Here is a 1,156-nt window from a genome sequence, read left to right as displayed (position 1 = left end):
GAATATCTAACTATTACTATACAACCAACCATTGGAAACATTACGAAAAAACATCTACAATCACATCCGCGCCAGTTTTGTAGTCTTTCCACTTGTACTTGCCATCCCCAATGCGCATGCTCAGGAAGTGATTGATGCTTCGGGTGGTGTGGCAACAGGGTCCGGAGGTACAGTCAGCTACTCGCTTGGGCAGGTGGTTTACACTTTCAACACCGGCGACGGGGGTATGGAAAACCAGGGCGTGCAGCAGCCGGTGGATTACACCTCGCTGCCGGTTACACTGGCTTATTTCGAGGCAGGCGCTGTCGATGATCAGGTGCAGGTGCGCTGGGAAACAACGTCGGAAGAAAACAATGATTTTTTTACCGTTGAAAGAAGCAGGAACAGCATTGCTTTCGAAGAAGTCACAACAGTGAAAGGGCCTGGCAATAGCAGTACCGTCAGAAAATACAGCTGGACGGACGCTTACCCTCTCGCGGGCATCAGCTATTACCGCCTCAAACAAACCGACTTCGACAAGTCTTTCACCTATTCTACAATAAAGGCGGTGAAAATCAAATCCCTTTCAAAAGGTGTCGTAGTGTACCCAAACCCGGTCACTGACTACCTGGTCCTGAAGGATGCCGACGAAGGCAAAAGCCGGTCTTACAAGATCTTCGATATCAAAGGAAGGTTGGTTGAAACCAGGGAATTTCCGGATGGAGAAAGGAAAATCGACATGACGCATCTTTCCCCTGCCGCCTATGTGATACATTATATTAATAACAGCGAAGTTCAAAAAATCAAAATCATAAAAAACTGAAACAATGTCAACATTATTACAAAAAGCAGGTGCAATCCTAACTATTATCTTGTTCACCAGCTTGTCGCTATTCGCTCAGGCACCGGAAAAAATGACCTACCAGGCAGTAATCCGGGATAGCGACAATGACCTGGTACTCAGCCAAAACGTCGGCATCAGGATAAGCATATTGCAGGGATCAAACGACGGGACGGCCTCTTATGTGGAAACGCATGCAGCGGTTACCAATGCCAATGGGCTCGTAAGCCTGGCCATCGGGACAGGGACAATCGTTTCCGGCACATTTGCCGCTATCAACTGGGGCAGTGGGCCGTATTTTATCAAAACAGAAACCGATCCGATCGGAGGCACAGC

2 protein-coding genes are annotated in these 1,156 nt (G+C 48.1%); both read left to right on the top strand.

The genetic code is table 11. From position 1 onward, the window contains the following. Positions 1-31 precede the first annotated feature (31 nt). Positions 32-802, top strand: coding sequence for a T9SS type A sorting domain-containing protein (locus FBF61_RS34400; RefSeq protein WP_138485520.1), 771 nt, complete (start codon positions 32-34; stop codon positions 800-802). Positions 803-806: 4 nt separating this feature from the next. After that, on the top strand, positions 807-1,156 hold a 350-nt coding region (locus FBF61_RS34395; protein ID WP_374756647.1), incomplete at its 3' end, for a DUF8740 domain-containing protein.

Source organism: Dyadobacter bucti (genome assembly GCF_005869225.1).
Classification (GTDB): domain Bacteria; phylum Bacteroidota; class Bacteroidia; order Cytophagales; family Spirosomataceae; genus Dyadobacter; species Dyadobacter bucti.
The sequence above is the reverse complement of the archived record's forward strand: the minus strand, read 5'-3'. Positions and strand labels throughout refer to the sequence as shown.